Genomic DNA, 26,252 nt, shown 5'->3' with positions numbered 1-26,252 from the left:
TACTTGTCAAAATATGAGCTTAATTCAGCGGAAGAGCGTTACCAGCCGGGCTCTGGAGACTTAGTGCTGGCTAATAAGCTGGGGATCACTGATGAAGAGGAAATGGAGGCGCTGGAATCTGGCCTACTGCTGATGCTTTATGAACAGCTATTTATCGAAGGCCAGCCGCCTGTAGCGCTAGCTTTTGAGCACGTCAGGGGATGGCATCGCCAATGGCTGGGGAATGTGTATGACTGGGCAGGGAGGTTACGCAATGCCAACCTGACTAAAGACGGTTTTCAGTTTGCCGCTGCCGACAGAATGCCGCTTCTTCTCGATGATTTCGAGAGGCAATTTCTTTCCAGGTCTGGTGAACTGAAATCCATGGCTCGTCCGGAGCTGGTTAGTTATTTGGCTGAATGCCATGTGGAGTTTATTTTGATCCATCCATTCAGAGAAGGTAACGGGCGTCTGTCGAGATTGCTTTGCGATGTGTTATCGGTTCTGGCGAGGAAGGGCTTACTGGATTACAGCCTGTGGGATAAGCACAAAGCATTTTACTTTAAGGCAATACAAGCAGGCGTATCAGGGAACTACAGCCCTATGAAGCAACTGGTGAGTGATATCTTGCCAGATTAACGGGCGAGGCCGACGGCTTTCGCCTGTACCTGATTTTGTTTGAGTTTCTGCTCAATTTTTTGTACAGAAACACCGGTTTCTATCGCGGTTGAGCTGGCAACTGAACGATAGATTTGAGTCCTGGTGATCTGAGTATGTACTGTTTTTTTTGTCATGGTAAAGCCTCGTTTTGTGGTTCTGATTCTAGTGTGAATAAGGGCTGCCCGCAAGGCTGGGATCACTTGGGAGAAGGTTACTGTCGCTTCGTTAAACCTGGGTAATCCTCCCATTTTTAACGGAGGTGATAAGTAGAATCAGATCGTGCGTTGTCTATGCTGCATCGGCGTGTAGCCATTCAGCGCCATATTCGGACGTTCGTGATTATAAAAACATTGCCATCGCGTGGCATAGCTCTGCAATTCATCCAGTGATGAAAAAAGGTGTTGTCCCAGCCAGTCATAACGCACCGTCCGGTTATATCGCTCAATATAAGCGTTTTGTTGAGGGTTACCAAACCGCGAACAGCTTGACGCGCTGATAGCCCATCTTCAGAAGTACCGGGACAAAATGCCCATGTAGAAGCCGGGCCTGTTTTAAAACGGGCCACTTTGGTTTAAGTTAAAGTCCTGACTAATGGCAAGGAGCAGGTATGGATACGATTGAAGAATTAAACGGAACATATTTCTATAATGGAATGAATAAATTGTCAGCTGGCGAGCTGTTTTTCTGGATATTCATTTGCCGTTCAGGCTCCCCACCATAACAAACAAAAGCATCAAACTTTTGAAACCCATGTATGTGAACAACCTTGGGGCGTTTGTTGGAAGAACGGTGCCCGTAGTCGGCTGGCTGCTACTGGCAAATGATTTTGCACAAATCACATTCAAAACAATGATCACTTATAATCGGATAGCTCGTGGTGGTGATAAAGTATGGTAACTGAAAATGATGTCCTCGCCTTTTTTCAGAATGAGTTGCCAATTTTAGGATGGCTTCCAACTAAAAGTAATGCCGTGGGGATGGATGATATTCTTCAGGAATACACGGAACAGGAAGACCTGTTTCCTGCAATTGAGAAGTTCGGGCATCAGTTCAGCGTCGATCTATCCGTAATGGATGTAAATCAATATTATCCCTGGACGACACCTTGGTTTTTCCGCAAGTGGTTTACCAGTCGACCTCTCAACCAAGAAAAGAAACCCCTGACGGTCAGAATGTTTACTGAATCAGCAAAAGCGGGCCGCTGGCTTTATGACTGAGCAACCAAATAAATAATTTTGTAAACCCATTGTAAGGTAAAAAAGCCTTTCACAATTTGTCAGAAAAAAATAAACTGTGTTTATGTACAGTGCTTTTGGGTTGGGAGGGTAAAAATGGCAGACGATTTACAAGAACGGGTGATGATTGAGCGCGTGGAGCTGATAGCGCGCCTGACTACGGAAGGTGTTTGTAAAGAGCGGGACAGAGAGATCGCGCTGAATTTAATCGCCGAAATCGCGGCTAATCACACGTTATCTGACAATCAATTTTCGGTCGCTTTTTCGACTGTCTCGTTTGAAAATTAAGCCTCACTGGTGCCAGAATATTATTAATACCATTTGTTATATTTAATATATATGAAAGAAACAACGATTATCCATGATAAGCTAAGAAGTGCTGCATAGCTCGGGATAAACCGTATAAAGAAATACACGCCTGCCACAATGACTGCGGCAGGTATCAAATAGAAAAATGACTGGATTAACCATAAAATTGCACGCTTCATTTACGTAAAATCTCATACAAAGCATCTGCAATTTTTTCTTCGTTATTATCTCCAGAATTCACCTGGTAAATTATTTCAGACATTTGGGGTTCAATAAGAAAGTAAAGCATTTCAAGGTTTTCTTTGCACAGAGCCTGATAGTATGAAGAATCCTGGAATTTAAGCCTGTTTGCAGCTGATGCGGCTACTTGTGCTTTGGCATAAAGTGTTGTTGCGTTCACAAACCATGTTGAGAAAGAATTAACAAGTTTGATATGGCTTTTTTGGAAGTCGGCGCTGCCAAGCACTAAGTTGGCAATTGTGAAGGATAGAGCCAGCTTACTGGCTTTAGCAGATGCATGCTCTGCCGCTTTGCCTAACAATTTTTGGATATGAGACACAAGATTATTGCTTCTTTCATCTCCAAGTCTTGTAAAGGTTTTACGGAAATAAATTTCGACCATATCCAGAGCGACATCATTTCTTCTATATATCTCACCCAAAGTAAGAACTAACCGTCGGTCCTCTCTCCACGTATCACGGCATGAACTACGATAATATTCATTCGGGACAAGGCATGAACCATAATTGATAAGCCGCTGCCCACCCAGCTTTACCTTTTCAATAGTAGATATATGATCTGCATGGATGTCATTAAGTGAATTTGTTAATGCAATAGCTAATTTCTTGTTGGCCTGCATCTTCAATTGCAAATAGGTTTGTGACATACCTTAAGTCCTTGTTGTATCATCTAACCAATTTTTGATCATGTTCGCCAACAAGGGCAAGAAAGAAGATGGAGAAAGCAAAAAAAACGCTAATTTATGTTCCGGTTGTTATTATTTTCTTTCTAATTATACCGGAGATCATTCTTCGTACATTGACGCCTGAGCAGCTCGCGAGGATGAGTGATTTTACGAGCTTAGGGGGAGTGATAAACCCTTTACTCTCGCTGATAATTTTTCTGGGCCTTTTCTCCGTCGTTTTGGCTGTTCTCACTGTCACCGCTGCGAGCAAAATCTGTCGATCAAGATCACGCTCTGATAGCTAGTGAAGACTGGCATTACCGATAATCAGCTTCATCAAAGCTATGCATGCATTGAGTGCATTATTCTGCATGCATTTCTGCCTCTCATTTTTGATGTTCCCGACTTGTTCTGACGCGGTTTCGATGGCTCGATGCAACTGCATTAAAAACGATGCACAAAGCGGGCAGCCGTGGCGGGGATAGCATTGCGCGCTGAGGGGGTAAACATATGCGCGACAGGCAGCGTCAGTGGCACAGAGGCCGGAGGCATAATGAGGTGTGGGTAATCGCGAGCGAAACGGGAGAGGCTCGCAGGATGCGTCTGATTGCGTCTGATGGAGTCTGGCCCTGACGGGAAATGATGTGGTAGTGTTTTAGGCGATAAAGTCACTTACTCAAGGGAATGATATGGATACTACAGAACAGCTGAATGGGACGTACTTCTACAAAGGGATGCATAACCTTACCGCCGGAGAGCTTTTTTTCTGGGTTTTTCTGGAGGAAGCCCAAAAACAGCTTGGGGTTAACGATGTGATAGCGCTGGCTCTTTTCATTCTTGGTCAGCCAATTAAATCTACAAGAGCAAAACCACGTGGGGCAACGAAGGGAACCAGTATCCTTAGTGAAAATCTGCGCCGCTGGATTAATATTGAAACACGCATGCAGTTACCAACCCTGACGAACGGTTCAATCAGAAGAAGAAAATTCAGTTACGTTACTAATTTAGGCGCTTTTGCCGGGCGCTGGATACCTATATTGGGCATCACATTTTTACTTAACGATGTAGCGACTATCGGCTGGAAAGCGACAACAACATATAACCATATTGCGCGCAAAGAGGATAAGTTTTGGAACTGAGCGACGAACTGGCCCGGAAGGTGTTTGGATGGTACGACAATAAATGGAATTTACCGACTCCCTTCAGTAAAAAGCGGCCACTGTCACTTGATACCAGTCTTTCTACCGGCGAATACCCGTGGGCCAGAGAAACCGGCGACGATATTATGAAAGAGTATTTTTCCCGCTTCAATGTTGATGATTCCAGCTTTGATTTCCTGAAATACTGGCCGGTCAGCAAAGGATTTATTCCTAACTTTATTCGACCGCGATCCATGCGTGTGGAAGAAAAGCGCGCTGAGCCATTAACCATCGCTATGCTGATTGAATCAGCTAAAGCGGGACGCTGGCTTTACTGATATGTAACAACACCTGCGAAAGCAGGCGCTTTATATTCAGTTTATCAACGTCGTTTCCAGTGAATAGGGCCGAAACGCGATCGCCTCCTCCCCCATCCACTCATTAATCTCCTTCAGCCTCTCCTGCAACGGCGTCAGCTCATTCCTCACAAATACCTGCGACGCCTTCACCGCATCCCCGAACCCGCCGGAGTTATCCGGGATAATCCCCATCATCTGCGGCGGCACGCGGTGCGCGCTTAACAGGTCGTCACAGCTGGCCTTCTTGATGTTAAAGAAATCATCTTTCGTCGCCACCTCGCTGAGCGGCAGAATTTTGATGCCGTCCGTCGCGTACATAAACAGGTGGTGGAAGTTGCCCAGGCCTTTTGTGTCGCGCATTGCCTGTCCGTGCCATCCAGCCGCGCCGCGTTTGCAGCCGCCGCCGTGAAGCAGGCCCAGAGCGAAGCAGGCGCAGCAGCCGGGCTTGACGGGCTGAAAGCGCTGCTGGCTGCATTTGGCCAGAAACGTGATGCCATGCTGACAGAGATTGCCGCAGGGCTGAGCGATCTGCAGGGCAAAAGCGCCCGGGCATGGGTGTTTACCGGCGGCGACGACGTGGTGACCACGCTCACGCAGCTGGAAAAAGATATTCCGCAGCCGTCCGCTGTGTATTCGGTGGCCATGATGCTGGTCGGTGACAATCTTGAAGGAATAAGAGGCATGATCCACGAGTACAAACCCGACGCTGGCGCTTAACGGTGAGGGCATCCCGCTTAAAAATATGCGGGTCACCGTATCAATGACTTTTCAGGACAAAGACCAGTCCGGGCAGACCAGTTCAACGGCTAAAGCAGAGCAGGGCATCAAGGGAAAAGAGCTGAGGATCAGCGGCGAAATCGGGTTCAGTGATATTGCGCTGCTGATACGCATTTTTGAGCTGGCGTCTGCAACTGATGCCAGTGGCCAGCGGCAGAAATACCATGTGGCGCATGAGGTGGCGCGCGCGGTGAGTTTTCGCGAGGCGATTTTCACCGGCAATGTGGACGCCCCGCAGCAGGAAGGGAAAATGTCCTGGCTGATAACGTTCACGCTAACCGAGCATGTAAGCGTTCAGGAAAAGCGCGAAGCACGCGCAAGCGGCAAAACCACGGCCAATAAACAGACCGGCAGCGGCAAAGGTGGGCCGCAGGCCGCAGGCGAGAGCGAAGAACAAATGACGTGGTTTGAGCGCAAAGTGCTTAAGCCGGTAAACGACGCACTGGAATAGCGATGAAACCTGTAACCCGACTTTACCTGTCAACGGATGAAGTGCATCTGACTGATGCCGCTCTGGTGTTGGAGCTTAGCAGCTGTGGCCGTGGCTTCATCACGGCAAAGACCAGCACTGATTACACCGGCAAAATGGTCCGCATTGATACCGGCTACCCTGACCGGCTGCTGCGCTGGTTTACCGGATACGTGGAGCGCTCGCAGCCTTCGGAAACCGGCTATCAGCGCCTTTTCATCCGGGAGCTGTGCGGCGTATTTGATCACGCATGGCCGTGCGCATTCCAGCACCCGACGCTTCGCCAGATTGCTGCCTGGCTGGAAGAACACAGCGGCCTGACCGTTACCGTGCCGCAGGCAGATTACAGCGACAGGCCGATCCCGCACTTCACGCACAGCGGCACAGGATTTCAGCTGCTGGCCAGTCTGGGGCGCGCCTTCGGGATTGCCGATTATCTCTGGTATCAGCTGCCTGATGGCAGCATGTATCTGGGCGGCGCTGAAAAGGCGCTGTTTGCCGGTAAGCCGGTGGACATTCCGCCGGAGTTCAGCCAGTCCACTGCCGGTGGCAATTCGATGACCGTACCTGTGATCCAGTCACTGCGTCCGGGCGTAGAGGTGAACGGCCAGCGCGTGACAAAGGTGCAGCTGAGCGGCGACACCATGACAATAACCTGGACGCCGCGAAACCGTATCACCGGCCAGCCGCTACAAAAAACACCGGTACAGCGGCAGGTTGAAAGCCATTACCCGGAGCTGGCCAGCGGCCTGCACCTGCCCAAAATGGCGCGCGTTGTTGCCCCGACTGAGGCGGTAAAAAGCGGAAACTTTGCTGACCCCTTCAGGCCGCGCTATGCCGTCGATCTGCAGCTGCTGGACGCTGACGGCAATCCGGACGGCAGTACGCCGGTTTATCCTGCTGTGCCGCTGCCCGTTCCGATGGCCGGTAATGATTCCGGCATGTTTCAGTTTCCGCCAGAGGGTACGCTCGTTGAGGTCGGTTTTACCGGCGGACGCCCGGACAAGCCGTTTGTGCGCCAGACCATGCCGGGCGGGACCAGCCTGCCGGACGTTAAGCCGGGCGAACAGCTGCAGCAGCAGCGCGCGGAAGTATCACAGCGGGTAACACAGGCGGGAGACTGGGAGCGCCAGACCGATCAGGCCATCCGTGAAACATCGATGACCCGTGAGGTTAAAGCCGATACGGAAACGCGTGAGCTGGTCAGCAGAGAAACGACAGTCAAAGCCACGGACAGGACCACTGTGCTCGGAACGGCGTCACTGATGGCCGGAGCAATTCAGCACGTAACTACCGGCAGTTACAGCGTGGCCGCACAAGAGAGTCAGCTGATTACAGTGGGCGGCAATGCGGAAACGGACGTCACCGGCAGCGCGGCGATAAATGTCGGTCAGGCGCTGACTGAAAAAATTGGTCAGCTGCGCCAGAGCATTGCCGGGACGCGTCAGGAGATTATCGCGCCGGTGGTGTGGATTGGTTCAGAGAAGATTAACGTGGCCCAGCTGATGCTCGATACCGTAGCGCTTGTGCAGCAGCTGGCTGACCAGCTGGCCAGCCATACACACCCGTCAACCGGCCAGCCCACGAACAGCAGCGCCATCGCACAGAGTGGCCAGCAGGCCGCTGCGCTCAGTACGAAATATTCCCCCGTCATCGGCAAGTAAGCCAGCACACTGACCCGCTATCACAGCGGGTTTTTTATTACCCGTCACCAGAACGCCTCAGACGCATGCTGCGCCTCGCACAGACGCTACCATCACGCATGATTAACCCTGACAGATCATTCGCAGAGCGTGGCACTGGCTGCGCGTCAGCCCCGGCAAAATAATCGCCGCGCAGACAAAATCGGCGCTACACCGCACCCGCCTGCAGGTTTTGGATCATAAAAATTTTTCAGTTTTATTTTTCTTCAAACCGGTATGTAAACACGCGCTGCCACTGGCTTTCTGCCGGAGTTAGCCAACTGAAAAGATTGAAAGGAATTTCAGTGCTTTTCAGTTTTGCGGATCTCGAATGGATCTCGATTAAAATTCAGGTCATTGAATATTAATGATATTAATTATTTTAGGTCATCTTCTGGATCTCAATCGGATCTCTATAAGAAGTTAGTGACCAATCACCAAACCCAGACAGGCCAAGGGCTGCAGAAGTGTTAGGTCATTTAGCAGGACTGAAAAACGCAGCAGGTAAAATGCTGTAATTATGTACAGTGTTGGGGGTGCAAAATGCGACGTTTTTCTATCAATGGCGGGCTATTTATGTTCTTTGAGCGTGGAGAAAAGCTAACTGACGATGCGATCTGGAATGACCGCTGGGGACCGGGTAACAGATACGTGCTATGGCCACGCGGGGAGCCCTGGGACGTCCGATTTAAGTAAATTAAAAATAATAAGCTGGAGTGGGTTCCTGTGGCAGATAAGTCATTTGTGAGTGAAAGTGAAGCCTGGCAAGCTGCTTATGCTGACTGGGAGCACAAACTTAAAAGAATAGAACCGTATAAGTAATATTCATCTCAATGCGGTTTTGGAGTACAAAGAAACTATTGTTTAGGTTGTGATTTTTTTTTCGTTTCGGCGAGGAACATGAGAAAGAAACTATATCCGTAAGCAATAATTGAACCTATGTAAGCCAACGCTATTGGGGCGGTAAATTCATTATAATCAGTCGAATACATTTTTAATTGTTCAGGTGAAAGGTTTAATTTGCTCACTGCATAACTGTGGCTTATGGATAAGCCAAGCCACAATGACCCTGAAAAAATAAATATGACACCAGCTAATGATGCAATTACTTTTTCAAGAAATCCCGTATAAAAATTAGGGTCAGAATATGCAACTTTTGTGAATACGGCCATTAGCACGAAGAATCCACCAATCAACCACATGTATACCGCTTCACTCATAACTACCCCAAAAATTTTCAACAGTTGAACAAAGTCAAAGGAGTTCTATCACTTACATGCCCGCCTGCGAAAACGAAGCTGGCTAAGCCATCAAAAATTAGTGAGGTACTTTTGCGCTCCTGCTGGGACTAAACCAGCTTTAAAGCGATTATGAGTAAAATTCCAATAAAACACTAGCAAAATCGCTGTCGCAATTTTGACAGTGTAAATTAAAATTTAAATAATTAATTGATTTCGCTTCTTTTTTTGCTGATTAAGTGAGTTTTAATACGTAAAATGAGAACTGCGTGGATTGTGTTATAAGTTATCTGAAAAATAAATAGACACATTGAATACCGACATGCTAAAAAATTATTTACTGTAAACGTAGCTGTGATTCAGGGGGCTATATGGCTAAAAAATTTAGTGACCAGATTGACCAACTCAAAAAGAACTTTGAAGCAGTTTCAGGAACGCAATCGATCCCTTTTAGCGAGCTTTTTAATAAGCAGTTTTTGGCTGAATGCTCCTCATTTACTTCTCTCGAAGATATGTTTCATAAATCGGGATTCAGCGTTGAAACAAAGGAGGATTTTGCCGCCATACCGGATCAAGCATGGGAAGATTTCATTACGCAAAACACTTCTTATAGCAGTTGGAAGGAAATGCAGGTTGATGCAGGTAGAAAGCACATAAAAAAATTGCTCAATAAGGGTATGTGATCTTCTGATCATGGCCCTCAGCTTTATGAAGTACCACAATCACACTGCTGGTAGGCTTCGCTAGGGGGACGAAAAGGGGACAGTTGCTAGTCAGATACAAAAAAGCCACTTTGATTAAGCGGCTTAACTGTTTGATTTAAAACATTAAATTTGGTGGCCCCTACTGGACTTGAACCAGTGACCAAGCGATTATGAGTCGCGTGCTCTAACCAACTGAGCTAAGGGGCCGAGGCGCAGGATTATAATGTAACTCAATGCTGCAATCCAGTAGAAAACAATCGCTTGTCGCTTTTTTAGACATAATATTAGTTCTCTAAAAAAGCTTACGGGGCCTCTATCCTTCCACACCCCCCGCCTGGCGCTGTAGTGCGGCCTTTATCAGCCGCTGATATCCGTCGAGATCGCCGTCGCCTTTTGCGCCTCGAGTGCGGTCAGTTTTTGCCGGAGCGCGGCCTGCACCAGCGTAAACGCATCGCTGCCTAAAAGCAGGCGACGAGGAGCAGGGGAGATATCGACAGAGGCAAGCATCTCGCGCACCATTTTTTTTACGTCGCTCCCACCGGGTACGCTGATATTGGATCATCTGGAACTGATGGCAGAGGCGGCCAGCAAAGGGCTGGGTATTGCTTACGTGCCGGATAGCGTGGCAGAACCCTGGCTTAAGCGAGGTGAACTTTGTGCCGTTCTGACAGAGTGGAGTCCGGTCTGTCCGGGTTTGGCGCTTTACTATCCGGGGCATCGTCACGTTCCCGCTGCGCTGCGTGCCTTTATCGATCTGCTAAAAGAGCAGGCGGCGGCAAAACCTGGCCCTGCCGGTACCCGGGAAGGAGCTCACTGATACAAGCCCGACTCAATATTCATCTGGTACTAACGCTGTGCTAAGGCGTGGACAGAATCCCGAAGCGGAGGCGCTCTTTCCTGTCGGGTCCGCAATGTTCCGGCTAATCCTGGGGTGTTTCGTCATCATTTTGTCATAAAACCCAGGTTAAGCTGCCAGCGGTCTGGGCCAGACATTTATCCGGCAGAAATTGCATTTTAGTGAAGACGCAGCACTGTATTCGTATGGATTTTATCCGCAATGAAAAAATATTTTTTAGCTAATATCATGTTATTTAAGGAAATGCAGGCTTTACCATCTTAATAAATGTGAAGCTGATCTAATTTATTTTCATTAATGTGTTGATTTATCTACGCGCGTAGATACAATGAAGGCGTTGTAAAAATTCACGGTGCTTGATGTAAGCCAGCTAAGTGAAGGTCTACATTGTTTCTCGTTAAAAATGATTGGTTAGTTAAAACCAACGGCCGGGAGACAAATGAAAACGATCCCCAACACCAGGGAACCTGTTACTGACCTTTGAACATGGCTCAGCAAAAGAACGTCCTCACTGGCGAATTGCATTCCGAATATCAGAACGGCCAGGGAAGGCGATAATAATCACTCCACACATCAGGGAATTTTTTTCATGTCCACATCGAAGAGCATTCGGCATGATGCTTCTCAGTCTGCCCATTCTGCGGCAGATGAACGACTGACAACCTCCGAAGGGCGCAAGGATTTCTGGCGGGCAACCGTCTCCTGCTGGCTGGGTACGGCAATGGAGTATGCGGATTTCGCACTCTACGGTCTGGCCGCTGGCATTATCTTTGGCGACGTTTTTTTCCCCGAAATCACCCCGCAAATGGCACTCCTTTCAAGTTTCGCAACCTGGTCAGTCGGTTTTATCGCCCGTCCAATCGGTGCGCTATTCTTTGGCTGGCTCGGTGACCGTAAAGGCCGCAAGGTAGTGATGGTCTCCACCATTATTCTGATGGGCGCATCAACCACGCTGATTGGCCTGATCCCCAGCTATGCTTCCATCGGCCTGTGGGCACCGGCCTGCCTGGTATTACTGCGTTTTAGTCAGGGGTTTGGCGCGGGCGCGGAGCTTTCCGGCGGAACGGTGATGCTGGGCGAATACGCGCCCGCGGAAAAGCGGGGCCTGGTCTCCTCCATTATCGCGCTGGGTTCCAACAGCGGAACGCTTGTCGCGTCGCTGGTGTGGCTGCTGGTGGTGCAGATGGATCAGCATGAGCTGCAAGCGTGGGGCTGGCGTATTCCCTTCCTGTGCAGTTCGCTGATTGCTCTGGTTGCGCTGTGGATCCGTCGCCATCTGAAAGAAACGCCGGTTTTTGAACGTAAAAAGGCCGATCTCGCCCTCCAGCGCCACAGTGCGCAGGTAGCCCAGCCGACCGCTGTCGATCACCGTGGCTTCTGGCGGCGCAGCCGCTCGTTCCTGGTGATGCTCGGCCTGCGCATTGGCGAAAATGGCCCGTCTTATCTTGCCCAGGGCTTTATGATTGGCTATGTGGTTAAAGTGCTGGCGGTAGACAAATCCGTCGCCACCACCGCCGTGTTTATTGCCTCACTGCTTGGCTTCCTGATTATTCCCTTTGCGGGCTGGCTTTCAGACCGCTTTGGCCGCCGCATTACCTATCGTTGGTTCTGCCTGCTGCTGATCCTCTACGCCTTCCCGGCCTTTATGCTGCTGGATTCCCGCGAACCAGTAATTGTCATCAGCACCATCGTGGTCGGGATGGCGCTTGCCTCGCTCGGTATTTTTGGCGTACAGGCGGCCTGGGGAGTAGAGATGTTCGGTGTAAATCACCGCTACACTAAAATGGCGACCGCGAAAGAACTCGGGTCGATCCTGTCCGGAGGAACAGCGCCGCTGGTGGCTGCTGCACTTCTCTCCTGGACCGGGCACTGGTGGCCGATTGCCGTCTATTTTGCGGGTATGGCGTCGATTGGCTTTCTTACCACGTTCGTTGCGCCGGAAACGCGCGGCCGCGATCTTAATGCTCCTGAAGATGCTATCTGATGGAGTGTCGCACCGACCGGCCTGCGGGCCGGTTAGTGATAATTACAGGGCAGCTTTTTGGCAAAGAATACACTCAATCGTGCCACGCGGTCCGATGTGGCGAAGGAGGCTGGCACCTCCGTTGCCGTAGTCAGTTATGTTATCAACAACGGGCCCAGGCCTGTTGCCGCTGCAACTCGCCTGCGTGTTCAGGAGGCGATCAGAAAAACCGGCTACCGACCTAACAGTCTGGCTCGTGCGCTGGCTTCCGGTACGACCAAAACCTATGGTCTGGTGGTGCCAAATATTGCCAATGCGTTTATTGCCTCTTTCGCTCACGCCCTCCAGCAGGAGGCGTTAAGCAACGGTATGGTAATGCTGCTCGGGGATGCAGGCGACAGCCGCATACGCGAGCTGGAACTGATCAATAACCTTCTCAGTCAACAGGTTGACGGGATTTTTTACAACAGCGTCGACCGCCATCCCTATATCGATGTGATTCAGGCCAGCGGTACGCCGTTTGTGATGCTGGATCGCGTTGACCCGGGTCTTAACGTCAATATTCTGCGGGTCGATGAGCAGGCGGCAGCGCATCAGGTGACGGCTCATCTGCTGAGTCACGGTTATCAGGATGTGGGGATCATCTGTGGGCCGCTGGAGATGCTCAATACGCAGGATCGTCTGGCAGGCTGGCGACAGGCGCTGGCCGAATACGGCGTGACCGAACGCCCGGAATGGATTTTTCCGGCGACCTATACCCGTGAGGGCGGCTATCAGGCAGCGCAGCAGATGATGCAGGGAACTGCCCTTCCCCGGGCGATTTTTGCATCGAATGAAACGCAGGCGATTGGCTGTATTCGGGCGCTGGCGGAAAACAATATTCCGGTTCCCTCGCAGGTGGCGCTGGTGTGCTTTAACGGCACCGAGCAGTCAGCCTTTCACGTTCCTTCACTGACGACCGTGCGTCAGCCGGTCAGTGAGATGGCGAAAAAGGCGCTGGAAATGCTGGCGGCGTCGGAGGGTAAAGTGCAGCTGAGTGAGTTTTTACATCGGCTTGAAATTGGTGAATCCTGCGGCTGTACGTTCGGCGAAGACCGGCACGGCAGTGCAGATACGATAATAAGAAAATGAAAAGACTGATTATTGATTGTGACCCAGGAAATGGCATCGTCGGTGCCAACGTAGATGACGGGCTGGCCTTAGCGATTGCGCTGGGATCGCCCCACCTCTCGTTAGAATTGATTACCACCGTGGCGGGGAATACGCCCGCTGAGGTGGGGTTTAACGTGGCGAAAGATCTCGTTGAGCGGCTGGGCGTCGCCGTGCCGGTTGTTAAGGGCGCGGTTCAGGCTCTGGCTGAACCCCCGGGGCCGTGGCGGGAAGCGCTGGATACGCGCGTTTATACCAGCAAACTGAGCCACCTCTGGCAGGATGTGCGGCAACCCGCGCATTATGCGCCACCGGAACAGGATGCTGCTGACGCCATTGGCCAGCTGATTTGCGCCAATCCGGGGAAAATCACCCTGGTTGCTATCGGTCCCCTGACCAATGTCGCGCGGGCGCTGACCCGCTACCCGGAGATGGCAGAGGCGGTGCAGGAGATCGCCATTATGGGCGGTGTCTTTGCGCTGGACGACTATATCAAGGACACCAATTTTGGCCTCGATCCTGAAGCCGCACATCAGGTGCTGACCAGCGGAGCCAACATCACGCTGGTGCCAATGGACGTCACGACTCAGACCATGATGACCCACAAGGATCTGGATCGCATTGCGGTCATCAATACGCCACTTGCCCGCTTTGTGACCGAAACCTTCCGTCCGTGGCTGGATTATTCGATCCATACCCGTCATTTGCCGGGCTGCTGGATCCACGACGCGCTGGTGGTTGCCTGGCTGTTAAATCAGCAGGTGGCGACGGCGGCGGACTATTTTGTCGACGTCGAGCTGCGGCCCGGACTGACGCGGGGTAAATCCTGGCGCTATCGCCAGCCGCTGCGGGTCAATGTCGGCATTGATGCGCCAACCGGCGGGCTGGTTCACGTGCTGCAAAAAGTGGATAACGCACGGCTGCTGTCGATGATTGAGCGTGCGCTGGCCAGATGAAAAGGGCGGCGACCCAGGCTTCCTGCCTTTCGGGAGGGCCGGGTTCGCCGCCGCATCCCTGCGGCATCCACGCGCTCTGATGATGCGGTGGCTGATGCTCTCCCTAATCTTCCGTTAACCCTGCGTCTTTACCGCCCGCTGCCAGATAGCAGCATCAATCAGCAACAGTATCACCAGACTTATGCCCATCACCGGCAGGCTTATTGCCAGCGTCAGCCCAATAGCCAGCAGGACGCATTTTGCACTCAGGTTGAGCTGCTGCCAGCAGTAGCGCAGAGTGTCAGCCGGATGCGGCCCCTTTCCGGCCTGCGGACGACGTAGCCACCACAGGCGATAGCCCAGCACAATCATTACGCAAAGCCCCAGGCCAAAGGCGGCCAGCAGCAGCTGATTAAGCAGGCCAAACAGCACCCCCATATGCGCATCCACACCCCAGCGCGTCAGCTTTGCCAGTAGCCCAAACCGGGCAAACTCAACCTTATCTACCACCCTGAAGCTATGAGGATCGACGGCAACGCTGTCAACCTGTGTTGGCCAGCTGCGATCGATTTCACTGACCGTCCAGGCTTTATTGATCTCACGGGCCGGACGAACTTCTATTTTGGCCGCGTCAATGCCAGCCGCCCGTGCCGCAGCCACCACCCTGTCAAACTGGGAGGCATTGATCTTCACCGCGAGCGCAGGATCGACAGGCATCGCTGTAATCCGGTGTTCAGCATGAGCGTCTTCAGCCATAGACATTGCATCATGTGCAGGCCCGGCTGCCATCCGATGTTCAGCATGATCGTTTTCAGCGGCGGGCATCTCAGATGCGGCATCATGCGCAGGCCTGTCTTCCATCCGGTGTTCAGCATGAGCGGCTTCAGCGGCTGGCATCGCAGATATGGCGTCCTGCGCAGGCGTAGTTGTCTGCGGCGGTAGCGCGGTATTAACCGATGGCGTTAGCCAGCCGAAATGGGCGCGCAGGGAGGCGATATTATCACCTGCCCAGCGTGACCAGGTCAGGCCGGTAGCAGAAAAGAACACCAGGCCCAGCAGCAGTATCAGGCCCGATGTGCTATGCCAGTGACGATGACGACGGATCTGTTGCCCGCGCTGACTTTCCCCTCTTTGCCGACGACGAGGCGCGCGCGAGGTGGCCCACAGCAGTACGCCACCGATAGCGGCAACCCAGAGCCAGCTGGCGGCCAGTTCGCTGTAGTTACGGCCCACGTCACCCAGCAGCAAGCTCCGGTGCAGATAATCCAGCCAGGTTCTCAGCGGCAGTACCCCGCTGGTGCCGTAAACCTTTAGCATGCCCCGAACCTCAAGCGTGACGGGATCGACAAACACGGCCATGCTCTCGGACGGCCCTGCATCAGCCGTTGCGAACATAATGCGGCTGGTTTCCCCCACCGCCGGTGCCGGGCGGACCGCCAGAATGCGCAGGTGACCGCCGGTAAAGTCCTGCGCCGTGCGTATCTGAGCGGACAGCGGTTCAGCAGGCCCGCGTGAGGAGGTATAAAGCTGATGCGCATAGAGCGCATTTTCCAGCTGGGGGGTCAGCACATACAGAGAGCCGGTCAGGGCCGCCATAAAAATAAAGGGGCCAACAAACAGGCCAATATAAAAATGCAGGCGACGTAGCAGCGGTAAAACCGCGCTACGGCTCTTTTCGGCGCGCGCAGGCACCGTCAGGTCTATTTTTGACATTATTATCCCATCCACCTGTTGCCAGGTATAAGCAGTAGGCCCGCCGGGTTAGGGCAGGCGCGGTGACTTAGTTATTCGCTCAACAAACGGAGCGATCGCGGCGGGGCGCGTGGATGGAAAAAAGAGGCGGCAGCGCGTGGAAAAATCGGCTGGAAGAGCGCGACCGTGGGTGCGCGGGCGGCCTGAAGAGCCGACCACAGCGGAGGTAAACTGGTGAGGTCCAGCGGCAGGTGCGCCAGTAGTACGCAGTAGCCGCAGGCGCTGTCATTCATCACTCCTCTGGCGTGGTGCGCTTTTTCTCCGGCAGTGTGTACCGCTGCGTTATCCCCCTCTATGCCGGGGCAATCGCTGGCGGGCATATCGGCCATTGGCTGATGCCGCGCGTCGCCTGCTGTCATGCCGGGCATATCGGCCATTGCCTGATGTCGCGCGTCATCTGCTGTCATGTCGGGCATTGGCTGATGCCGCGCGTCGCCTGCTGTCATGTCGGGCATATCGGCCATTGCCTGATGCTGCGCGTCATCTGCTGTCATGTCGGGCATATCCGTCATCGACGCCCTGGCGGCCGCGTCATGTTCGGGGAGCATCTCCCTTATCTGTCCGGCAGGAGAACCCGCCAGTGATTTAGAGATCACCGGGGCAATAAACAGCAGCAGTAGCGCAATCAGGGCCAGCCAGGCGGCAAGGCGGCTGGGGGCCTGATGCATCTGAATCAGCGACAAGCCGTTGAGACTCCTGGCAGTAATTAATGCGGTGCAGTGTAGCAAAAAATAATGCCTGTGAGAGTGATTAACATTCTTTCCCTTTCGTGCAGGGCTTCATGGCGGGATGGCCTGTCTGGCCGGGATGGGTGGGACGATCGGACTTATCAGGACTCCGTAGCCTGTGATCCACTTTATAACGCGAACAGAAACATTTTTTTACATGCAGAAGCGAAGACTGACAAATGACGCAGATAGTGTGGGTTGTCACATGCTATAAACAAATAGTTAACATCTCACCGACCCACTACCGGGACGCCAACTGCTGACAGACAGGATACCCCTATGTTCAACTGGACTTCGACCCAGCGCAATGTGGCGTTCGCCAGCTTTGCGAGCTGGACGCTGGATGCGTTCGACTTTTTTATACTGGTCTTCGTACTGAGTGATATTGCTGCAAATTTCCACACCGGCATTCCTACCGTATCCCTTTCCATTATGCTGACGCTGGCGGTGCGGCCCATAGGGGCGCTACTGTTTGGCCGACTGGCGGAAAAGTATGGCCGACGACCCATTTTGATGGTCAATATCGTCATGTTCTCCCTGTTTGAACTTCTGTCAGCCTGGTCGCCCTCGCTCGGTGCGTTCCTGCTGTTTCGGGTGATTTATGGGGTTGCCATGGGCGGTATCTGGGGCGTTGCTTCATCGCTGGCGATGGAGACCATTCCCGATCGTTCGCGTGGGATGATGTCCGGTATTTTCCAGGCAGGCTACCCCTGCGGTTATCTGCTGGCCTCGGTGGTCTTTGGCCTGTGCTATACGCTGGTTGGCTGGCGGGGAATGTTCCTGATTGGGGCGCTACCGATCCTGCTGCTGCCGTTTATCTATTTTAAAGTGCCGGAATCGCCGGTGTGGCTGGCGGCGAGAGCTCGCAAAGAGAGCGTCGCCCTGCTACCGGTGCTGCGCAGCCACTGGAAGCTGTGTGTCTATCTGGTGCTGCTGATGGCCTGCTTTAACTTTTTCAGCCACGGCACTCAGGATCTTTACCCGACGTTTCTGAAGGTGCAGCACGGTTTTGATCCGCACACCGTCAGTATCATTGCGATTTGCTATAACATCGCCGCCATGATGGGTGGGGTCTTTTTTGGCACGCTGTCGGAAAAAATAGGCCGTAAGAAAGCGATTATGATTGCGGCTTTTCTGGCGCTGCCGGTTCTGCCGCTGTGGGCGTTTTCAACCGGTTCGGTGATGATAGGGCTGGGCGCATTCCTGATGCAGTTTATGGTGCAGGGTGCCTGGGGCGTGGTACCCGGCTGGCTCACCGAGCTGGTGCCGGCCAATACCCGTGCGGTGCTGCCGGGTTTTGTTTACCAACTGGGGAACCTTGTTGCCTCGGTCAATGCCACGTTGCAGTCATCCGTGGCCGAGGCGCACGGCAATAATTACGGTCTGGCGATGGCTATTGTGGCGGGCATCGTTGCGGTACTGATCTGCATCCTGGTCTCCTTTGGTCGGGAAACGCGCGGCATTGAGATTTCCGCCGCCCCCGATGCACATACGGATAATCGTTTGAAATAGCTGTTCGCACTGATTCGCTGTTCCAAACAGCGTGAAGGTGAGCGGTTCTGTTTAGTGCTACAGCTGGCTGGCTCCTGTAACGTTTACTGTTGTTGCAGGGGCCAGGTGCAAAGCCCTGGCACCGGAGTGTGTATTGCCCTTATGGATTAGGCACCTGTGACGTTTACTGTTGTTGCGGGGCTGGGTGCAAAGCCCTGCGGGGACCGTTGTCACGCGGACACGCCGCAAGCACGTCCGTGTGGGCTCGGCTCGCGCATCCCTGCGCTCGACGGTCCGCTCAGCCAACGGTCCCCGCCTGGCCTCAGGCTACGTCGTCGCTGTTAAAAAGCTCTTCACGTTGTGCCTGACTTTGTGACGTTTGCTGTTATAGCGGTGATGCGGTGCAAAGCCCTGCGGGAACCGTTGTCACGCGGACACGCCGCAGGCACGTCCGTGTGGGCTCGGCTCGCGCATCCCTGCGCTCGACGGTCCGCTCAGCCAACGGTCCCCGCCTGGCCTCGGGCTTCGTCGTCGCTGTTAAAAACGTTCCCACGCCGAATTTTGGGCCCCGTAATTATCTTCAACTAATCATGTACCGACCAAAGGAGGAGCCATATTGCACGCTGCATCTGATGCGGGTTTGACCTTGATAGCCGTAAAGTCAGTGCCCCTGACGTAGGTTATTAGATCGCTCAGTGCCAGAATACTAACAGGCCACTCAGCGGCCAGAAGGCGGTGTTGCGGAGCAGATAAGCCGGGTCTCTGCCGCAGGGATGCGGCAGTGAAGCCCCCAGGGATGGGTTTACGGCGCCCCGGCGTTCTGACCCGCAACATAGCCTGATCACCGGAGCGGATTTTGACCTTAAGATCCACCCCAGATTGGGAACTGTGACTGGCATCTGTGATGTTTACTGTTGTTGCGGGGCCGGGTGCAAAGCCCTGCGGGGACCGTTGTCACGCGGACACGCCGCAAGCACGTCCGTGTGGGCTCGGCTCGCGCATCCCTGCGCTCGACGGTCCGCTCAGCCAACGGTCCCCGCCTGGCCGCTGGCTACGTCGTCGCTGTTAAAAAGCTCTTCACGTTGTGCCTGACTTTGTGACGTTTGCTGTTATAGCGGTGATGCGGTGCAAAGCCCTGCGGGAACCGTTGTCACGCGGACACGCCGCAGGCACGTCCGTGTGGGCTCGGCTCGCGCATCCCTGCGCTCAACGGTCCGCTCAGCCAACGGTCCCCGCCTGGCCTCGGGCTTCGTCGTCGCTGTTAAAAGCGTTCCCACGCCGAATTTTGGGTCCCGTAATTATCTTCAACTAATCATGTACCGACCAAAGGGGGAGCCATATTGCACGCTGCAACCCGACGCGAGCTCTGAGCTGACGGCCCATTACATAAGCATGCCCCTGACGTAGGTTCTGAGATCGCTCAGTGGCAGAACACTGGCAGGCTACTCAGCGGCCAGAAGGCGGTGTTGCGGAGCAGATAAGCCGGGTCTCTGCCGCAGGGATGCGGCAGTGAAGCCCCCAGGGATGGGTTTACGGCGCCCCGGCGTTCTGACCCGCAACATAGCCCTGTCACCGCAGCGGGTTTTGACCTGCTGGCATTTGTGATGTTTGCTGTTGTTGCGGTGATACGGTGCAAAGCCCTGCGGGGACCGTCGTCACGCGGACACGCCGCAGGCACGTCCGTGTGGGCTCGGCTCGCGCATCCCTGCGCTCGACGGTCCGCTAAGCCAACGGTCCCCGCCTGGCCGCTGGCTATACAGTCGCTGCAAAAAACCTCTCCACGTCCGGCTCGGGCCTACAAAATATTCGGCAGATAAGGCCGTCGTGATCGGATCAGGTTTTGACGTTCGCCACGGCCAGAGTACCAGCAGCCCACGCCGCAGCCAGAAGGCGGTGTTGCGGAGCAGATAAGCCGGGTCTCTGCCGCAGGGATGCGGCAGTGAAGCCTCCAGGGAAGGATTTACGGCGTCCCGGCGTTCTGACCCGCAACATAGCCCTGTCACCGCAGCGGGTTTTGACCTTCCTGCTAACAACATAACTGTGTCACCGGGCGGGTTTTGACCTTAGCCACTGCCAGAGTACCAGCAGCCCACGCCGCAGCCAGAAGGCGGTGTTGCGGAGCAGATAAGCCGGGTCTCTGCCGCAGGGATGCGGCAGTGAAGCCTCCAGGGAAGGATTTACGGCGTCCCGGCGTTCTGACCCGCAACATAGCCCTGTCGCCGGAGCCGGTTTTGACCTTCCTGCTAACAACATAACTGTGTCACCGGAGCAGGTTTTGACCTTAAGAACCACCCCAGATTGGCATCTGTGACGATTACTGTTGTTGCGGGGGCCGGGTGCAATGCCCTGCGGGGACCGTCGTCACGCGCATACGCCGAAGGCATGCCGGCGTGGGCTCAGACGGATTTTAGCGTGCAGTTTCCACAGCGCTGAACGTCCGGAAGCCGGTAGCGCTGACAGCAGGTGCGGCGCTGCATCTCACCCTCGCGCGGCAGCATCGTCCGGTAGAAAGGATTATCGGAACCGTCGAGCAGACTCTTGCTGAAAAACATGGCGTGCTCCAGTTCAGTACGCAGTTTTTCGCCCAGCATCGGCGTTAACTCATCCAGACAGCGGTAAAGCGAAAAGCCGGTATTACTCCAGATAAGCTTGCCATTAATATTACCGTGTCGCTCAATCCCTGCAACCACCGGCAGCAGGTGGCGCTGCACCAGCCTGTCCAGGCGACGGCGCGGGCTGAGGTGACGCGCATCCCGGTCTTCGTGCACGTCAAACCAAAATGTGGCCGGGCGACCGGTTTCATGGAAGGCAACATGGCAATAGGCTGGCGAACAGTCGAGGGCGCGGTCTTCAAGCAGCAGCGCCATCACCATCGGCGGCAGGATCAGTCCGAAATACCACTGCGCCCAAAGGGATTGCAGCGGCTTGTTTTCGCGCGCCAGATCGGGATGCTCACGGTAAATAAAGTCGCCGTAAATTTGATTCAGGTGGGCAAAATTGTCAGGCTCAGACCAGTGCGCAAGCGTCATGCTGGTAGCGGGTGGCGTCTCTCCCAGCCTTACGGTATCCAGAACATAATCCCGATGCTCGCTAAACAGCGCGCGCAACGATACCGCCAGCGGCTGGTTGCTCTGTAAAAAGATAGGCGGTAAGGAAACCCGCTCAGCTGCCTGACGAATACCAGGGGCCATGACCTGTCCTTTAAGATTTCTTGACTACGAATGATAATCGTTATTGATTGTATCTGAGCAAAAACGGACAAACAAGCATCATTTTTCTGCCGCCAGGCCAGCGGCACTCAGAGTGCAAAGGGAACACTTTTTGTAAGTGATTAAACGCAAATAATAACTCTTTATCCTTATTAATATAAGGGTAATAAAAGACGTTAAATGAGAATCCACCGCATTGTTGGTAAAGAATAATTCATGGGTAAATAATGAGATATGTAAAGGTAATTTCCCTTATGGGAAATAACGATGCACTTTTTCGGGGTAAAACGCGAAAGTGTGAACCGATTTTGCTCAACGGCAGAAAAGAATTTCCACCTGCGGATTCTTAATCTTCAGGCCTGTATTGTTGTTTATTATCACAGGTGAAATGATGCAGAGAGTCGATTGAGCCTGGGGTGAGAATTAATTTTTAGGTTTAAAACATGAATAATGTATTGGCCCGAATGTCGGGCCATTTGCGTTATTGCAGAGCATCGGCAGGCTGCGAAAGGGTGCTTCGGCCAACATCCTCATAGGAGAGGATCGTATTGCGTCCGCTATTTTTGGCCAGATAGAGCGCACGGTCAGCATTCGCCAGCGCGCCGTCAAAATCATTTTCAAAAAGCGGGGCGAAACCGGCGCTGAGGGTCACGTGGGTGGCGACCTGCTCGTTAAATCTGTGAGGGATCTCCAGATCCAGCACGTACTGGCGGATGCGATCGGAAAGCTTCATCGCAATGGATTCGTTCACGTTAGTCAGTAACACCAGGAACTCTTCGCCACCGAAGCGGGTCACGATATCGCGTGACCGTACCGCATCACGGATTGCTACGGAAACCCGCGCCAGCGCCTGATCGCCCATGGCGTGGCCGTAGTTATCGTTGTAAGCCTTGAAATGGTCAATATCCAGCAGCAGCACGTAGTGGCTGCCCGCATGGTTTTCAAGGATCACCTCCAGCCGGTTTTTCAGACCACGGCGATTATACAGGCCGGTTAGCGGGTCAAGCATACTCAGATCGCTGTAGGTCTCTTTCTCTACGTACAGCTGATGCATCAGACGACGGGTAAAGCGGTCACCCCGGCGCTGCATCAGGTGGTGCAGGGTAAAACCAATCAGCGGCAGGGCAATGGTAAACAGGATCAGCAGCGTATGCTGGCCATGATCCAGCACCAAAATAGCCAGCGAAGCGGGGCCGGTGTGCAGACAAAATGCCAGGAGGTGATCGCCGAGCGTAATGGTGCTGATAAAAAACACCCCCACCAGGCTTATAACTAAAAAACTGCCGTCAAAATAAAACACTAATGAATACTTAAGGACAATTTGCCACGTCCAGAGCAACCCCGTAATTAATGCCACCATATTTAATATCGGAAATTTGCCTGAGGGCTTTAATATCATCCAGAGCAATATAACTGGACCGATCGCCGCGATGATAACGGTGGGTAGCGTCAGTGCCAGGGGCATACTTTTCTCATTGCTGCATAAAAAAAAGAGAGAGGTTGCTGTGTTTAGAAAAAGAAATAGCATCAGCGACAGTCGATGCCTGCTGTGAAGCAATTCATCATAGCTTTGTAATTTCATTATTTTTCTACTCATGACTGCTTTGAAATAACAAACGTCGTTAACCGAAATTGACGGATTATTTCGATGCTGGAATAGTTTGTGGGCGTGACTATTTTAATTATCTTAATATTAATATCGCGTTAATTTAACATGCTGTGTGATGACTGTCACCCGCGACGGTGAAGTTTAGCGCACGACAGATGTAATTCTTGCTGCAAAGTGATAAGAGTTCTTATATGATATTGGTTATCATTATCATTTATAACGGTGCGGGTTACGACCATGGTAATAGCGATGATTGCGGCATGCGGGCTTTGGGGGATGAGTTTACTGCTGGGGAAACGGCTGGATAGTGCGTGGGGCGTATTGCTTCCCTGTGCGTTGATGCCGCTGATTGCACTGATGAATCTGACATTTTCCGGGTGGCGGATAGTGGTGGTCATCGCGCTGCTGTCGACCGTCGTGATGCTTTTTCACAAACGCCTGCGTCACTACCTGCTGCTGCCTTCATGTCTGGCGCTGGCGGGTGGAATGGCGGCAATTTCGCTTAATTTCGGGCTGATGTAATGCAATGGGGAAGAATAAAAGGAGGGGAAAACAGATTCAACGTGGTGCGAAGAGAGGGACTTGAACCCTCACGTCCGTTAAGACACTAACACCTGAAGCTAGCGCGTCTACCAATTCCGCCACCTTCGCATCTTTGTTGAATTTGTTTCTATTCATATCACCACACTGGTGCGAAGAGAGGGACTTGAACCCTCACGTCCGTTAAGACACTAACACCTGAAGCTAGCGCGTCTACCAATTCCGCCACCTTCGCGCATTGTGTGTTCTATGAATATCGTGGTTGTTGGTGCGAAGAGAGGGACTTGAACCCTCACGTCCGTTAAGACACTAACACCTGAAGCTAGCGCGTCTACCAATTCCGCCACCTTCGCATACCCGCAATACAACAATGCTGTATTGCAACCACGGAGGCGCATTCTAGAGATTTTCCAGGGGACGTCAACAGTTATTTGAGTCCCCTGCGGCATTTACCTGAAAAATTCCCTGCCTGCGGGCCTGTTGCGTATCAGCAACTTGCCGCTTTGCGGGCAGGGTGGGGCGCCAGTCTTCAGGCTATTAGCGTTTGGCCTTGCTGGGACGCGACAGCACGGCACGGTAGACCTTAAAGCGACCGTTCTGTACCAGAACCTCATGGCTGCCGAAAATCTCATCCAGCACCGCCGGGTAAGGCAGAAACGCATTAGCGACAATACGCAGCTCGCCGCCCATGTTGAGATGCTTTGCCGCACCGCGGATCAGCGTCTGGGCTGCATCCAGACTGGTTTGCATGCCATCATGAAACGGTGGGTTGGAGATGATCATGTCAAAACGGCCAGCGACGTCGGAGTAGACGTTACTGGCAAAGACCTCGCCTTCCAGACCGTTAGCCACCAGCGTTGCCCGGCTGGCCTCCACGGCGGCGGCATTCACGTCGGTCAGCGTCAGGCGGACTTTCGGTGAGAAGCTGGCCAGCATGGCGGACAGTACGCCCGCGCCACAGCCAACATCCAGTACCTTACCTTTGGTGTGCGGTTTTAGCGTGGAAAGCAGCAGATTGCTTCCCGCATCCAGACCGTCGCGGCTGAACACGCCCGGCAGCGTTTTCACCGTCAGATGCCCAAGGGGATACTCTTCCCACCACGCATCGGCATCAAACGCAGGCACGGCGTCAATCCGTCCATGATAGAGACCGCAGCGGCGGGCGCTGTCAATCTTGTTAAGCGTGACCCACGCTTCGACCATTTGCTCCGCGCTGCGCACGCCGCTGCGGTTCTCACCAACCACAAACAGCTCGCTGCCGACGGGCATCAGCGACAGTAAATTAGTCAGCTGGAACAGCGCCTCGGGCTTACTTTTTGGCCAGAAGTACACCAGCGTATCGCACTCTGCGGCCGACTCGGGCGTTGCCACCAGGCCGTAGCGGGCCTCTTCCCCCAGCACACGGCTAAGGATCTGCCAGTGATGATACTGTTGGGTATGTACCCGGCTCAGCGCGGTATCCAGTTGGGCGGGCAGGTCATCCTGCAGATCGCCAGCAAAGAGTACGCGGCGTTGAGAAAATTCATCACTGTGGCGCAGTATCACTTCACTGGCCGGGGTAAATGCAGACATCGGTGGCTCCTTACGAATCAGAGTGGCGATTATACGCAAATTTCAGGCAAGAAGGGGAGAGAGGTTTATTGGCGCAGCCCGGAGGGTTTGTTAGCATAGCGACGCAATCGGGCGACCAGACGGGAAAAATGATGTCTTCCAGACGTGACTGGTTATTACAGCAAATGGGCATAACGCAGTATACGCTGCGGCGTCCGCGCGCCCTGCATGGTGAGGTAGCCGTCTCTGTCAGACAGGAAACGCGCCTGCTGATCGTGGCCGCCGTCCCTCCGCCGCTGACCGACCCGCTGATTAGCGACGTACTCAGGGCGATGATGATGCACGAACATGAAGTGGTTGTGCTTACGCCCGACCAGAGTGCCATGCTGCCCGATGATACCCGCTGCGTTAGCTGGTCTCTTGGGCTGGATGCGCCAGCAGCCTGGGAAGGTTCACATATTGCTTCGCCCGCGCTTGCGGAGCTTTACGATAACGCCGGTGCAAAACGCGCCCTGTGGCAGCAGATCTCACACTATGAATCAGATTTCTTTATTGACCCCGACCGATCTTGAGCGGGCTTTTATTATTGAGCAGCGCGCCCATGCCTTTCCCTGGAGCGAAAAAACCTTTATCGCCAATCAGGGCGAACGCTATCTGAATTTCCGGCTGGATGTGGCAGGGCAGATGGCCGCCTTTGCCATTATCCAGGTGGTGCTGGACGAGGCGACGCTGTTCAACCTGGCGGTCGATCCCGATTTTCAGCGTCGGGGCCTGGGGCGCGAATTGCTCCAGCATGCGATCGCTGAACTGGAGTCGCGGGGAATTCAGACCCTGTGGCTGGAAGTTCGCGCATCCAATCGCCCGGCCCTTGCCCTCTATGCTTCACTGGACTTCAATGAAGTCTCGGTGCGCCGCAACTATTACCCCACGGCCGACGGCAAAGAAGATGCGATTATTATGGCGCTGACAATTTAGCGCCACTGCGTACCTGCCACATATTACCTCTTAAGGATT

At 53.2% G+C, this 26,252-nt stretch carries 27 protein-coding genes, 4 tRNA genes and 2 pseudogenes; 18 read left to right on the top strand and 15 right to left on the bottom strand.

Features of this window, described 5'->3' with window-relative positions; translation table 11 throughout:
• The first annotated feature begins 3 nt into the window (after positions 1 to 3).
• The gene (locus AC4PCC_RS18690; protein ID WP_492125519.1) at positions 4 to 618 is read left to right on the top strand and encodes a Fic/DOC family protein; all 615 of its coding nucleotides are present in this window, start codon (positions 4 to 6) and stop codon (positions 616 to 618) included.
• Here the strand turns inward: AC4PCC_RS18690 and AC4PCC_RS18685 are convergent.
• The gene (locus AC4PCC_RS18685) at positions 615 to 773 is read right to left on the bottom strand and encodes a hypothetical protein (protein WP_492125518.1); all 159 of its coding nucleotides are present in this window, start codon (positions 771 to 773) and stop codon (positions 615 to 617) included. The two genes, AC4PCC_RS18690 and AC4PCC_RS18685, sit on opposite strands and share 4 nt — an antisense overlap.
• 138 nt (positions 774 to 911) lie before the next feature.
• Positions 912 to 1,109 (bottom strand): annotated as a pseudogene (locus AC4PCC_RS18680) (integrase core domain-containing protein); the annotation flags it as partial.
• A gap of 137 nt (positions 1,110 to 1,246) precedes the next feature.
• On the opposite strand from AC4PCC_RS18680, the pseudogene AC4PCC_RS18675 reads away from it, so the two are divergent.
• From AC4PCC_RS18675 to AC4PCC_RS18665, 3 genes and pseudogenes are all read left to right on the top strand, one after another.
• Positions 1,247 to 1,536 (top strand): annotated as a pseudogene (locus AC4PCC_RS18675) (STM2901 family protein).
• A complete protein-coding gene (locus AC4PCC_RS18670; protein WP_492125517.1) occupies positions 1,530 to 1,856 on the top strand; it encodes a DUF1493 family protein in 327 nt (108 codons plus the stop codon). The pseudogene AC4PCC_RS18675 and the gene AC4PCC_RS18670 overlap by 7 nt, the downstream one beginning before the upstream one ends.
• Before the next feature lie 114 nt (positions 1,857 to 1,970).
• Complete coding sequence (locus AC4PCC_RS18665; RefSeq protein ID WP_067703886.1) at positions 1,971 to 2,162, top strand: hypothetical protein; 192 nt, start codon at positions 1,971 to 1,973, stop codon at positions 2,160 to 2,162.
• A 196-nt stretch (positions 2,163 to 2,358) separates the two neighbouring features.
• On the opposite strand, the gene AC4PCC_RS18660 is transcribed toward AC4PCC_RS18665, so the two are convergent.
• Entirely contained in the window at positions 2,359 to 3,069 is a 711-nt protein-coding gene (locus AC4PCC_RS18660) for a hypothetical protein (RefSeq protein ID WP_067703883.1), read from the bottom strand.
• A 707-nt stretch (positions 3,070 to 3,776) separates the two neighbouring features.
• Here AC4PCC_RS18660 and AC4PCC_RS18655 point away from each other — a divergent pair.
• A complete protein-coding gene (locus tag AC4PCC_RS18655) occupies positions 3,777 to 4,226 on the top strand; it encodes an STM2901 family protein (RefSeq protein ID WP_492125516.1) in 450 nt (149 codons plus the stop codon).
• Positions 4,217 to 4,564 (top strand): DUF1493 family protein, encoded by a 348-nt coding sequence (locus AC4PCC_RS18650; RefSeq protein ID WP_067703879.1) that lies wholly within the window; start codon positions 4,217 to 4,219, stop codon positions 4,562 to 4,564. The genes AC4PCC_RS18655 and AC4PCC_RS18650 overlap by 10 nt, the downstream gene beginning before the upstream one ends.
• A gap of 36 nt (positions 4,565 to 4,600) precedes the next feature.
• Here AC4PCC_RS18650 and AC4PCC_RS18645 read toward each other — a convergent pair whose 3' ends face one another.
• A complete protein-coding gene (locus AC4PCC_RS18645; RefSeq protein ID WP_492127611.1) occupies positions 4,601 to 4,945 on the bottom strand; it encodes a hypothetical protein in 345 nt (114 codons plus the stop codon).
• Between the two features lie 9 nt (positions 4,946 to 4,954).
• Between AC4PCC_RS18645 and AC4PCC_RS18640 the strand changes: the two genes are divergently transcribed.
• Genes AC4PCC_RS18640 through AC4PCC_RS18630 form a run of 3 tightly spaced genes read left to right on the top strand, consistent with a single transcriptional unit; the run spans position 4,955 to position 7,495 of the window.
• Positions 4,955 to 5,302, top strand: a complete 348-nt coding sequence (locus AC4PCC_RS18640; protein WP_067703872.1) for a hypothetical protein — start codon at positions 4,955 to 4,957, stop codon at positions 5,300 to 5,302.
• 25 nt (positions 5,303 to 5,327) lie between these two features.
• Positions 5,328 to 5,813, top strand: a complete 486-nt coding sequence (locus AC4PCC_RS18635; RefSeq protein WP_492125515.1) for a baseplate complex protein — start codon at positions 5,328 to 5,330, stop codon at positions 5,811 to 5,813.
• Between the two features lie 2 nt (positions 5,814 to 5,815).
• Positions 5,816 to 7,495 carry a hypothetical protein gene (locus AC4PCC_RS18630; RefSeq protein ID WP_492125514.1) on the top strand — a complete coding sequence of 560 codons (1,680 nt, stop codon included), beginning with the start codon at positions 5,816 to 5,818 and terminating at the stop codon, positions 7,493 to 7,495.
• Positions 7,496 to 8,370: 875 nt separating this feature from the next.
• Here AC4PCC_RS18630 and AC4PCC_RS18625 read toward each other — a convergent pair.
• Positions 8,371 to 8,733 carry a hypothetical protein gene (locus tag AC4PCC_RS18625; RefSeq protein WP_492125513.1) on the bottom strand — a complete coding sequence of 121 codons (363 nt, stop codon included), beginning with the start codon at positions 8,731 to 8,733 and terminating at the stop codon, positions 8,371 to 8,373.
• A gap of 389 nt (positions 8,734 to 9,122) precedes the next feature.
• Between AC4PCC_RS18625 and AC4PCC_RS18620 the strand changes: the two genes are divergently transcribed.
• Positions 9,123 to 9,434, top strand: coding sequence for a hypothetical protein (locus tag AC4PCC_RS18620; protein WP_492125512.1), 312 nt, complete (start codon positions 9,123 to 9,125; stop codon positions 9,432 to 9,434).
• 151 nt (positions 9,435 to 9,585) lie between these two features.
• Here the strand turns inward: AC4PCC_RS18620 and AC4PCC_RS18615 are convergent.
• Together AC4PCC_RS18615 and AC4PCC_RS18610 are read right to left on the bottom strand one after the other, a co-directional pair.
• Positions 9,586 to 9,662, bottom strand: a tRNA-Ile gene (locus tag AC4PCC_RS18615).
• A 150-nt stretch (positions 9,663 to 9,812) separates the two neighbouring features.
• Positions 9,813 to 9,962 carry a hypothetical protein gene (locus tag AC4PCC_RS18610; RefSeq protein WP_345830266.1) on the bottom strand — a complete coding sequence of 50 codons (150 nt, stop codon included), beginning with the start codon at positions 9,960 to 9,962 and terminating at the stop codon, positions 9,813 to 9,815.
• Between the two features lie 46 nt (positions 9,963 to 10,008).
• Here AC4PCC_RS18610 and AC4PCC_RS18605 point away from each other — a divergent pair, with 46 nt between their 5' ends.
• The 4 genes from AC4PCC_RS18605 (at position 10,009) to AC4PCC_RS18590 (ending at position 14,379) form a co-directional block, all read left to right on the top strand.
• Positions 10,009 to 10,272 (top strand): LysR substrate-binding domain-containing protein, encoded by a 264-nt coding sequence (locus AC4PCC_RS18605; RefSeq protein ID WP_492125511.1) that lies wholly within the window; start codon positions 10,009 to 10,011, stop codon positions 10,270 to 10,272.
• 628 nt (positions 10,273 to 10,900) lie between these two features.
• On the top strand, positions 10,901 to 12,295 hold the full coding sequence (locus AC4PCC_RS18600) for an MFS transporter (protein WP_067703861.1): 1,395 nt from the start codon (positions 10,901 to 10,903) through the stop codon (positions 12,293 to 12,295).
• 57 nt (positions 12,296 to 12,352) lie between these two features.
• Complete coding sequence (locus tag AC4PCC_RS18595) at positions 12,353 to 13,405, top strand: LacI family DNA-binding transcriptional regulator (RefSeq protein ID WP_067703858.1); 1,053 nt, start codon at positions 12,353 to 12,355, stop codon at positions 13,403 to 13,405.
• Complete coding sequence (locus AC4PCC_RS18590; RefSeq protein ID WP_492125510.1) at positions 13,402 to 14,379, top strand: nucleoside hydrolase; 978 nt, start codon at positions 13,402 to 13,404, stop codon at positions 14,377 to 14,379. Before AC4PCC_RS18595 ends, AC4PCC_RS18590 begins: the two co-directional genes overlap by 4 nt.
• 114 nt (positions 14,380 to 14,493) lie before the next feature.
• Here AC4PCC_RS18590 and AC4PCC_RS18585 read toward each other — a convergent pair whose 3' ends face one another.
• Entirely contained in the window at positions 14,494 to 16,071 is a 1,578-nt protein-coding gene (locus tag AC4PCC_RS18585) for a PepSY-associated TM helix domain-containing protein (RefSeq protein WP_492125509.1), read from the bottom strand.
• Positions 16,072 to 16,142: 71 nt separating this feature from the next.
• A complete protein-coding gene (locus AC4PCC_RS18580; RefSeq protein ID WP_492125508.1) occupies positions 16,143 to 16,793 on the bottom strand; it encodes a DUF2946 domain-containing protein in 651 nt (216 codons plus the stop codon).
• A 324-nt stretch (positions 16,794 to 17,117) separates the two neighbouring features.
• Between AC4PCC_RS18580 and AC4PCC_RS18575 the strand changes: the two genes are divergently transcribed.
• Positions 17,118 to 18,350 carry an MFS transporter gene (locus AC4PCC_RS18575; RefSeq protein ID WP_492125507.1) on the top strand — a complete coding sequence of 411 codons (1,233 nt, stop codon included), beginning with the start codon at positions 17,118 to 17,120 and terminating at the stop codon, positions 18,348 to 18,350.
• 2,375 nt (positions 18,351 to 20,725) lie between these two features.
• On the opposite strand, the gene fhuF is transcribed toward AC4PCC_RS18575, so the two are convergent.
• Both fhuF and AC4PCC_RS18565 read right to left on the bottom strand, forming a co-directional pair.
• Entirely contained in the window at positions 20,726 to 21,520 is a 795-nt protein-coding gene (gene fhuF, locus AC4PCC_RS18570) for a siderophore-iron reductase FhuF (RefSeq protein WP_492125506.1), read from the bottom strand.
• Positions 21,521 to 22,019: 499 nt separating this feature from the next.
• Positions 22,020 to 23,120, bottom strand: a complete 1,101-nt coding sequence (locus AC4PCC_RS18565) for a GGDEF domain-containing protein (RefSeq protein ID WP_492125505.1) — start codon at positions 23,118 to 23,120, stop codon at positions 22,020 to 22,022.
• A 264-nt stretch (positions 23,121 to 23,384) separates the two neighbouring features.
• On the opposite strand from AC4PCC_RS18565, the gene AC4PCC_RS18560 reads away from it, so the two are divergent.
• Positions 23,385 to 23,669 carry a DUF1435 domain-containing protein gene (locus tag AC4PCC_RS18560; protein ID WP_492125504.1) on the top strand — a complete coding sequence of 95 codons (285 nt, stop codon included), beginning with the start codon at positions 23,385 to 23,387 and terminating at the stop codon, positions 23,667 to 23,669.
• 42 nt (positions 23,670 to 23,711) lie between these two features.
• On the opposite strand, the gene AC4PCC_RS18555 is transcribed toward AC4PCC_RS18560, so the two are convergent.
• The 4 genes from AC4PCC_RS18555 to rsmC form a co-directional block, all read right to left on the bottom strand.
• Positions 23,712 to 23,798, bottom strand: a tRNA-Leu gene (locus tag AC4PCC_RS18555).
• A gap of 37 nt (positions 23,799 to 23,835) precedes the next feature.
• A tRNA-Leu gene (locus AC4PCC_RS18550) sits at positions 23,836 to 23,922 on the bottom strand.
• Positions 23,923 to 23,953: 31 nt separating this feature from the next.
• Positions 23,954 to 24,040 (bottom strand) — tRNA-Leu (locus tag AC4PCC_RS18545).
• 184 nt (positions 24,041 to 24,224) lie between these two features.
• Complete coding sequence (rsmC, locus tag AC4PCC_RS18540) at positions 24,225 to 25,259, bottom strand: 16S rRNA (guanine(1207)-N(2))-methyltransferase RsmC (protein WP_492125503.1); 1,035 nt, start codon at positions 25,257 to 25,259, stop codon at positions 24,225 to 24,227.
• 131 nt (positions 25,260 to 25,390) lie between these two features.
• On the opposite strand from rsmC, the gene AC4PCC_RS18535 reads away from it, so the two are divergent.
• Positions 25,391 to 25,810 (top strand): DNA polymerase III subunit psi, encoded by a 420-nt coding sequence (locus tag AC4PCC_RS18535; protein WP_492127567.1) that lies wholly within the window; start codon positions 25,391 to 25,393, stop codon positions 25,808 to 25,810.
• Positions 25,773 to 26,213: a ribosomal protein S18-alanine N-acetyltransferase gene (gene rimI, locus AC4PCC_RS18530; RefSeq protein WP_492125502.1), complete on the top strand. Its 441-nt coding sequence runs from the start codon at positions 25,773 to 25,775 to the stop codon at positions 26,211 to 26,213. The genes AC4PCC_RS18535 and rimI overlap by 38 nt, the downstream gene beginning before the upstream one ends.
• Positions 26,214 to 26,252 lie beyond the last annotated feature (39 nt).

Source organism: Erwinia sp. L03-1, assembly GCF_058686115.1.
This window is presented reverse-complemented; position numbering and strand designations above follow the sequence as displayed.

Bases quoted from the DNA above. Each gene is read 5' to 3' on its own strand.
- AC4PCC_RS18660 (WP_067703883.1), bottom strand. From the start codon at position 3,069: ATGTCACAAACCTATTTGCAATTGAAGATGCAGGCCAACAAGAAATTA.
- AC4PCC_RS18535 (WP_492127567.1), top strand. From the start codon at position 25,391: ATGTCTTCCAGACGTGACTGGTTATTACAGCAAATGGGCATAACGCAG.
- AC4PCC_RS18590 (WP_492125510.1), top strand. From the start codon at position 13,402: ATGAAAAGACTGATTATTGATTGTGACCCAGGAAATGGCATCGTCGGT.
- AC4PCC_RS18560 (WP_492125504.1), top strand. From the start codon at position 23,385: ATGGTAATAGCGATGATTGCGGCATGCGGGCTTTGGGGGATGAGTTTA.
- AC4PCC_RS18635 (WP_492125515.1), top strand. From the start codon at position 5,328: ATGCGGGTCACCGTATCAATGACTTTTCAGGACAAAGACCAGTCCGGG.
- AC4PCC_RS18625 (WP_492125513.1), bottom strand. From the start codon at position 8,733: ATGAGTGAAGCGGTATACATGTGGTTGATTGGTGGATTCTTCGTGCTA.
- AC4PCC_RS18575 (WP_492125507.1), top strand. From the start codon at position 17,118: ATGTTCAACTGGACTTCGACCCAGCGCAATGTGGCGTTCGCCAGCTTT.
- AC4PCC_RS18630 (WP_492125514.1), top strand. From the start codon at position 5,816: ATGAAACCTGTAACCCGACTTTACCTGTCAACGGATGAAGTGCATCTG.
- AC4PCC_RS18665 (WP_067703886.1), top strand. From the start codon at position 1,971: ATGGCAGACGATTTACAAGAACGGGTGATGATTGAGCGCGTGGAGCTG.
- AC4PCC_RS18670 (WP_492125517.1), top strand. From the start codon at position 1,530: ATGGTAACTGAAAATGATGTCCTCGCCTTTTTTCAGAATGAGTTGCCA.
- rsmC (WP_492125503.1), bottom strand. From the start codon at position 25,259: ATGTCTGCATTTACCCCGGCCAGTGAAGTGATACTGCGCCACAGTGAT.
- AC4PCC_RS18585 (WP_492125509.1), bottom strand. From the start codon at position 16,071: ATGTCAAAAATAGACCTGACGGTGCCTGCGCGCGCCGAAAAGAGCCGT.
- AC4PCC_RS18620 (WP_492125512.1), top strand. From the start codon at position 9,123: ATGGCTAAAAAATTTAGTGACCAGATTGACCAACTCAAAAAGAACTTT.
- fhuF (WP_492125506.1), bottom strand. From the start codon at position 21,520: ATGGCCCCTGGTATTCGTCAGGCAGCTGAGCGGGTTTCCTTACCGCCT.
- AC4PCC_RS18645 (WP_492127611.1), bottom strand. From the start codon at position 4,945: ATGCGCGACACAAAAGGCCTGGGCAACTTCCACCACCTGTTTATGTAC.
- AC4PCC_RS18655 (WP_492125516.1), top strand. From the start codon at position 3,777: ATGGATACTACAGAACAGCTGAATGGGACGTACTTCTACAAAGGGATG.
- AC4PCC_RS18610 (WP_345830266.1), bottom strand. From the start codon at position 9,962: ATGCTTGCCTCTGTCGATATCTCCCCTGCTCCTCGTCGCCTGCTTTTA.
- AC4PCC_RS18600 (WP_067703861.1), top strand. From the start codon at position 10,901: ATGTCCACATCGAAGAGCATTCGGCATGATGCTTCTCAGTCTGCCCAT.
- AC4PCC_RS18565 (WP_492125505.1), bottom strand. From the start codon at position 23,120: ATGAAATTACAAAGCTATGATGAATTGCTTCACAGCAGGCATCGACTG.
- rimI (WP_492125502.1), top strand. From the start codon at position 25,773: ATGAATCAGATTTCTTTATTGACCCCGACCGATCTTGAGCGGGCTTTT.
- AC4PCC_RS18685 (WP_492125518.1), bottom strand. From the start codon at position 773: ATGACAAAAAAAACAGTACATACTCAGATCACCAGGACTCAAATCTAT.